The 7,202-nt window shown below is 67.2% G+C and carries 5 protein-coding genes; 2 read left to right on the top strand and 3 right to left on the bottom strand.

Annotation, left to right across the window (positions count from 1 at the left end):
• Positions 1-132 precede the first annotated feature (132 nt).
• Genes metA through VDQ18_RS22095 form a run of 3 tightly spaced genes read right to left on the bottom strand, consistent with a single transcriptional unit; the run spans position 133 to position 4,506 of the window.
• Positions 133-1,053: a homoserine O-acetyltransferase MetA gene (metA, locus tag VDQ18_RS22105; protein ID WP_323023028.1), complete on the bottom strand. Its 921-nt coding sequence runs from the start codon at positions 1,051-1,053 to the stop codon at positions 133-135.
• 50 nt (positions 1,054-1,103) lie between these two features.
• The gene (locus VDQ18_RS22100; RefSeq protein ID WP_323023027.1) at positions 1,104-1,976 is read right to left on the bottom strand and encodes an ATPase; all 873 of its coding nucleotides are present in this window, start codon (positions 1,974-1,976) and stop codon (positions 1,104-1,106) included.
• A 40-nt stretch (positions 1,977-2,016) separates the two neighbouring features.
• Positions 2,017-4,506, bottom strand: a complete 2,490-nt coding sequence (locus tag VDQ18_RS22095; protein WP_323023026.1) for a penicillin acylase family protein — start codon at positions 4,504-4,506, stop codon at positions 2,017-2,019.
• Between the two features lie 98 nt (positions 4,507-4,604).
• On the opposite strand from VDQ18_RS22095, the gene VDQ18_RS22090 reads away from it, so the two are divergent.
• Entirely contained in the window at positions 4,605-5,477 is an 873-nt protein-coding gene (locus VDQ18_RS22090) for an NAD(P)-dependent oxidoreductase (RefSeq protein WP_323023025.1), read from the top strand.
• The gene (gene ade, locus VDQ18_RS22085) at positions 5,474-7,165 is read left to right on the top strand and encodes an adenine deaminase (RefSeq protein ID WP_323023024.1); all 1,692 of its coding nucleotides are present in this window, start codon (positions 5,474-5,476) and stop codon (positions 7,163-7,165) included. The genes VDQ18_RS22090 and ade overlap by 4 nt, the downstream gene beginning before the upstream one ends.
• Positions 7,166-7,202 lie beyond the last annotated feature (37 nt).

The following is a 7,202-nucleotide window of genomic DNA, read 5'->3' as shown; positions in this document are numbered from 1 at the left end:
GGGGGTGGAAAACCCCCTTTGGCGGGGGGCGCGGGGGGCTGGCCCCCCGCCTCCTGGCGCCGCGGAACGCGGCGCCGGTGGTCGCCCGACGAGCCCGCGCCAGCGGGGGAGGAGGGCGAAACCCCTCCGGCCTCAGGCCGTGCCGATCTCCGCCATGTCGAAAGGCGTCGTCTGGTAGATCTCGTTGATCCAATTGCCGTAGAGCAGATGCGCATGGCTGCGCCAGCGGTTGGTCGGCGGGCGGCTCGGGTCGTTCTCGGGGTAATAGTTCACCGGGACGTTGATGGTCTTCCCGGCCTCGACATCGCGGTCGTATTCTTCCTTCAGCGTGCCCGAGTCATATTCGAAATGGTTGAAGATATAGAGCGCGCGATGGCCCGCATCCTCGACCAGCGCCGGGCCGGTTTCCGGGCTGTCGAGCAGGATCTCCAGCCCGGGGCTGGCCTTGATCTCGTCGCGCCTGAGTTCCGTCCAGCGGCTGACCGGCATCACCAGATCGTCCGAGAAGCCGCGCAGATAGGGCGAGGCCGGGGCGCAATTGCTGTGCCGGATGCAGCCGAAGGCCTTGTGGTCGAGGATATGCTTCGGCACGCCGTGGAAATGGTTGATCATCGCCATTCCGCCCCAGCAGACGCCGAAGGTGGAATGGACGTTGGTCTGGGTCCAGTCGAAGACCTCGCAGAGTTCGTCCCAATAGGTCACCTCCTCGAAGGGCAGGTGCTCGATGGGGGCGCCGGTGATGATCAGACCGTCGAACTTCTCGTCCTTCACCTCCTGGAAGGGTTTGTAGAACTCTTCCATGTGCTCGGCGGCGGTGTTCTTGGTCTGATGTTCGGACATGCGGATCAGGCGGAAGTCGATCTGCAGGGGTGTGGCGCCGATCAGCCGGGCGAACTGGTTCTCGGTCTGGATCTTCTTCGGCATCAGGTTGAGGAGGCCGATCTTGATCTGGCGGATGTCCTGACGGGCGGCGCGGGTGTCCGACATGACCATGACACCCTCGCGCGAGAGGACGTCATAGGCGGGCAGGTTGGCGGGCAGGGTGATGGGCATCGGAAAAATCCGTCGAATTTTCAGCAGAAAGGCGGCCCGGGGGTTCCCGGTCAGGCCGCCTGCGAGGCGCGCTTGTCCAGTGCCGCGCCGATCAGCTCCCGGAAATCCCCGGGCGACTGAACGCGGGCGATCTCGTCGGCGGCGACCCTGAGCCCCCAATTGGCTGCCATCGCCGCGTAGCGGGGCTGGCGATGTGCCAGCGCACGGGCGTAGGTCCAGCGCACGAAGGCGTCCGGGTCCACCGCCCCGGGCATTCGGCCCGTCTCGCTCAGATAGGCGTGCCAGCACTCCAGCAGGAATTCCGGCCGGTAATACATCGGCTTCGGCGCCTTGTCGAAGCGCCGGATCAGGTCCGCGGTATGCGCCTCGGAGCCTTCGATCCAGACCATCAGCGCGTGGCGCGACAGCACGCTCAGCACCGGGTCGGTGCGGCTTTCGGGGTTCACCACCTCGCAGATCGAACCGCCGGAATCGCAGACGAAATTGTCATAGCCATAAAGGTCATGCGCGCGGTCGATGAAATGCGGCGTGTCCAGCAGCGCGGCGATCTCGGCCTCGCGGTGCTGGTTCTGGCGGTGGCGGTATTCGTCGAAGGGCAGGCCCCCCAGCGCCGGATCGCCCGGTTTGCCCAGATAGGTGCTCAGCGGCGCGAGGTTGTCGAAGGTGATGTTCGACGCGATGCGCACCGAATCCGACAGCAGCAGTTCGCGCAAGAGCGGAACCTTCATTGCCTCGCGCTTGAAATTGTCGGCGATGGCCTCGCCCATGTAGCGGGTGCCGATCCGGTAATCGATCGAGTAATGGAACCAGCCGCCGTCCCTCAGGATCGAGGAGATCCGCGTCTTGCCCAGACCCGACATGCCGAACAGCAGCACGCGTTTGCGGGCTGCATCCATCCATTCGGCGCGGGTCTCGTAGATCATCGGAGCATTCTCGGCGGCCATGGGCCTCTATATGCCTCTGTCACTGCCGGGGTTCAAGGCGGGTGATCCCGACGCCGCCGGCGCGGGCCAGATCGGGGTCCAGCGTCATCGGGATATATTCGCCCCGCCGCCAGAGGACACCGAGGTCGTCGTAATGGCGGCTGAGCGGGTGGCCCGACTCGCCGGTCGAGATGATGAACACGCTCGCCTCGGGGTCGGCCATGTCATAGACGCCGCGATAGCCCGCGCCATGCACGTTGAGGAAGGGCTCGCGCGTGCCGGGCGGTCCGCCGGCGGTGCGGCCGCGCATCAGCGTGTGATCCCCGCCCGAGGTCGATTGCCGGATGTTCACGAAATGCCGCAGGATCGGCACGTCGCCCAGCACCGGATGATCATGCGTTGCCTGATGCGCATCGCCCCAGCGCCAGCTCTCGATGGCCGGTCCATAGGTCCGGGTCAGGTCCAGCAGCGCCGCGTCCAGCGCCGTGCGGGCGATGTCGACGCAGGTTTCGACCACCGCCGACTGGATCACGTCGCACCAGACCCCGGCGCCATCGGTGTTGCGGAACACCCGTTCCAGGAATTCGGGCTCCATATGCGTGAACATGTCGACCGAGGGGCCGAGTTCGTCGCGGATCAGCCGGAATTGCAGCTCGCGCATCCAGGCGGCGTAGATCAGCGGTTCCGGCAGATGCTCGGACATCTCGCCGTTCCAGTCGGCCAGCAGTTGCAGCGCCAGTTGCCGCTGCGACTCGGCCGTGCCGGGTTCGGCGGGCTCGCCCTGGAACCAGAGTTCGGCGCCGACCAGCGGCAGCAGCAGGCGCGCCGCCTGGCTGACGGTATCGAGCTGCGCCTCGATGAAGCTTTCGCGCGTGTGGACCGAGCGCTGGCGCATCAGCCGCACCCAGCGCTGGATGCGCACCGTGTCGCCCCAGTTGAAGCTCACATGCAGCGGGAAGGGGCGGTCGAGCGGCTTGTTGTTGGTATTGCCCAAGAGCCCGGTTTCGGGATCGACGAAGCGCGGGTTCGATTCATAGGGGAAGAATCCGTCCCAGCGCGCCGCCGGATCGGCGCCCGGGGCGGGCATCATGCCGCGCGTCGGGCTGGCGGAATCGCGCCGGGGCATGCGGCCGATCATCTGCATGGCGATATGCTCGCGGTCGATCAGCGTCAGGTTCTGCGCCGGGGCGACGTATTGCTCCATCGTGGCGATGGCCTCGTCCACAGTCTGCGCCCGCATCAGCCCGATGGCCGCGCTCATCGAGGTGTCGTCCCCCGCCAGCGCCGTCCAGGACAGCGCCGCGACATGGCCGGGGGGGGTGACCGCGGCCAGCGAGTAATGCGTGCCGGGCAGGATCGGGCCGTTTTCCGACCAGCGCAGCGTGATCGTCACCGGATCGCTGTCGGCGACGGTGATGATCGAGCGCCGGGTTTCAAAGGCCGTCCAGCCGTCCGGCGTGCGGTATTCCTGCGGGTTGTCGGGGTTCAGTTCTTCCAGGAACAGGTCCTGATCGTCCAGATAGGCGGTGGTCAGACCCCAGCCCAGCGCCTCGGACCGGCCGACCAGCACCGCCGGGATGCCGGGGATCGTGCCGCCGGTGACCGCGCCCGAGGTCAGGTCCAGCCGCGCCAGATACCAGATCGACGGCGCGGCGAAGGGCAGGTGCGGGTCATTGGCCAAAAGCGTCCCGCCATTGGCCGATCTGAGCACCCCCGCCGCCCAGGCGTTCGAGGCGCCCGCCATCTCGATGGAGTTGAAGGGCGAAAGCGCCTCGCCCGGGGCCTGACCGGGGACCGAGGGCGCCATGGCCAGCTGCGAGTCGGTGAGGCCCGGAAACAGGCTGGCGAAATCGGGCAGCGCCGCCATCCCGGCCGAGGGATCGCCGGGCATCAGATCGACGGTCCGCTCCTCGCCGATCAGCGCGGAAAGGCGCGAGCGGCGGACCTCGTTCTCCAGATGGCCCGACAGCTGCACCGCCATCAGCTTGACGATGGCAATGGAATCAGCGGGTTGCCAGAGGCCGATCTCACCCGGGAACAGGAAGTATTCCGGCGCGCCACGGCCCAGCGCGCGCTCGTTCACCAGGTTGATCCAGGCGTTCACGCCCCGCGCATAGGCATCGAGCGCGCTCAGCGTGTCATTGTCCTGAACCGCCACCGATTCCTGCGCCAGCGTGTAAAGGTCGAGGCGCCGCATCAGCTCGTCCGTCCTGACCGTGCGCTCGCCGAAAACCTCGCTCAGGCGCCCCTGCACGGTGCGGCGCAGGATGGTCATCTGCCAGAGCCGGTCCTGGGCATGGGCAAAGCCGAGGCCGAAGAACACATCCGCATCCGTCGGGCCGAAGACATGCGGCACCGCCCAGGTGTTGCGCGCGATCTCGACCGTGCCCGAGACGCCGCGCACCTGCCAGGTGGCGTCGTAATCGGGCAGCGAGCGCGACAGGAAATAATAGACGCCGACGACGACCACGACCGACAGGACCACCAGCGCCGTGGCGATCCGCAGAAGCCAGCGGAACAGGGTGAGCATGGCGGGGAGCCTCGTCGTGTTGACCTCGGATGCAGGTTCGTTTCCTATGACCTCGGGCGCGTGAGCGCAATTCAAACCAGCGGCAGCGAGGGGACGACATGGCCAAGGTGGCATTTCTGGGCTTGGGGGTCATGGGCGCCCCGATGGCGGGACATCTGGTCAAGGCGGGGCACGAGGTGACCGTCTACAACCGCACCTTCGCCAAGGCCGAGGCCTGGGTCACGACCCATGGCGGACGCGCCGCGACGACCCCGCGCGAGGCTGCCGCGGGGCAGGATTTCGTCATGGCCTGCGTCGGTAATGATTCCGATCTGGCCGGGGTCTGCCGGGGCGATGACGGTGCCTTTGCCGGCATGGGCAAGGGCGCGATCTTCGTCGATCACACGACCGTGTCCTCGGGCATCACCCGGGCCCTGTCGGGAGAGGCCGCCGCGCTGGGGCTGGGCTTTGTCGACGCGCCTGTTTCTGGCGGTCAGGCGGGGGCCGAGAACGGGGTCCTATCGATCATGTGCGGCGGGACCGAGGCGGACTATGCCGCGGCCGAGCCGGTGATGCAGGCGTATGGGCGCATAGTGAAGCGACTGGGCGAGTCGGGCGCGGGCCAGATCGCCAAGATGATGAACCAGATCTGCATCGCCGGGCTGGTGCAGGGCCTCTCCGAAGCGCTGCGCTTCGGCGAGAAGGCCGGGATGGACGGCAAGGCCGTGGTCGAGGTCATCTCGGGCGGCGCGGCGGGGTCGTGGCAGATGAACAACCGCCATGCGACGATGCTGGACGGCAAGTTCGATTACGGCTTCGCCGTCGACTGGATGCGCAAGGATCTGGGCATCTGCCTGCAGACCGCCGACGAGATCGGCGCGCCCCTGCCGATGACGGCGCTGGTCGACCAGTTCTACAAGGACGTGCAGCAGATGGGCGGTGGCCGCTGGGATACCTCGTCGCTGATCGAGCGTCTGCGGAGGCTCTCGTGATCTTGGAAACCCGCATTGCCCAGGGGCGGGGCGACGAGCCGGCCGATCTGGTGCTGAAGGGCGGCGTGGTCTGGGACATGGTGACCGGCGCGAAGATCCCCGGCGACGTGGCGATCTGCGGCGACCGGATCGTCGGCATCGGCGCTGAGTACGAGGGCAAGCGCGAGGTCGATGTCAGCGGCAAGCTGCTGGTCCCGGGCTTCATCGACACGCATCTGCATATCGAAAGCTCCTGCATCACGCCCTATGAATTCGACCGCTGCGTGCTGCCGCGCGGCGTGACGACGGCGATCTGCGACCCGCATGAAATCGCCAATGTCTGCGGGCTGACCGGCATCCGGTACTTTCTGGAAGCCTCGGCCCGGACGGTGATGGACATCCGCGTGAACCTGTCCTCCTGCGTGCCGTCGACGCATATGGAGACCTCGGGCGCGGTGCTGGAAGCCGCGGATCTGGCGCCGCTGGCCGATCATCCCCGGGTCATCGGCCTCGCGGAATTCATGAACTACCCGGGCGTGATCCACCGCGATCCGGGCTGCATGGCGAAGCTCAGGGGCTTCGAGGGGCGGCATATCGACGGCCATTCGCCCTTGCTGCGCGGCAAGGACCTGAACGCCTATATCTCGGCGGGCATCCGGACGGAGCACGAGAGCACTTCGGCCCCCGAGGCCATCGAGAAGCTGCAAAAGGGCATGCGGGTCCTGATCCGCGAGGGGTCGGTGTCGAAGGATCTGGAGGCGCTGGCCGAGATCCTGACGCCGGTGACCTCGGCCTATCTCTGCCTCTGCACCGATGACCGCAACCCGCTGGACATCGCCGAACACGGCCACCTCGACTACATGATCCGCCGCCTGATCGAGAAGGGCTGCGACCCGCTCGCGGTCTATCGCGCGGCGTCGCTCAGTGCCGCCGAGGCCTTCGGCCTGAAGGACCGCGGCCAGATCGCCCCCGGCAAACGCGCCGATATCGTCGTTCTGGACGACCCGGCGGGCTGCCATGCTGAAATGGTCTTCTGCGGCGGCGTGCTGGCCTCGGACGAGGCCTTCGCCGCGCGCGAGATCATCGAACCCGTCGCCCGCGCCTCGGTCCATGTGCCGCCGCTGAGCACCGAGAGCTTCCGCTACGCCTCGAACAACCCCGAGACGCCGGTCATCGGCCTCTGGCCCGGCAAGATCCTGACCGAACACCTGCGGCTGACCATCCCCGCCACGGATGGCGACAAGCGCCCCGATCCGGCGCAGGACCTCGCCCGGATCACGGTGATCGAACGCCACGGCAAGAACGGCAACATCGCCAATGGCTTCGTGCGGGGTTTCGCGCTGAAACGGGGCGCCATCGCCTCGACCGTCTGCCACGACCACCACAACATCGCGGTGGTGGGGGCCGATTACGCCGACATGAAGCTGGCCGCCGAACGGCTGGGCCAGATCGAGGGCGGTTTCGTGGTGGTCGAGGGCGGCAAGGTGCTGGCGGAACTGGCGCTGCCGGTGGCGGGGCTGATGTCGCTGGAACCCTTCGAGCATGTCCGCGACCGGCTGGTCGAGCTGCGCCGGGCGGCGCGCTCGCTGGGGGTGGAGCTGGAAGAGCCCTTCCTGCAACTGGCCTTCGTGGCCTTGCCGGTGATCCCGCATCTGAAGATCACCGATTTCGGCCTGGTCGATGTCGACCGTTTCGAGGTGATCGGCTGACGGAACCCGCGGCGCGGGGCCCCATTGAGGGCCCCCG

Source organism: Pararhodobacter sp., assembly GCF_034676075.1.
Classification (GTDB): domain Bacteria; phylum Pseudomonadota; class Alphaproteobacteria; order Rhodobacterales; family Rhodobacteraceae; genus Pararhodobacter.
Note: the sequence above shows the minus strand (reverse complement) of the source record. Positions and strands in the feature narration are given on the sequence as shown.

Coding starts and splice junctions, on each gene's coding strand:
- metA (WP_323023028.1), bottom strand. CDS start 1,053: ATGCCCATCACCCTGCCCGCCAACCTGCCCGCCTATGACGTCCTCTCG.
- VDQ18_RS22090 (WP_323023025.1), top strand. CDS start 4,605: ATGGCCAAGGTGGCATTTCTGGGCTTGGGGGTCATGGGCGCCCCGATG.
- VDQ18_RS22100 (WP_323023027.1), bottom strand. CDS start 1,976: ATGATCTACGAGACCCGCGCCGAATGGATGGATGCAGCCCGCAAACGC.
- VDQ18_RS22095 (WP_323023026.1), bottom strand. CDS start 4,506: ATGCTCACCCTGTTCCGCTGGCTTCTGCGGATCGCCACGGCGCTGGTG.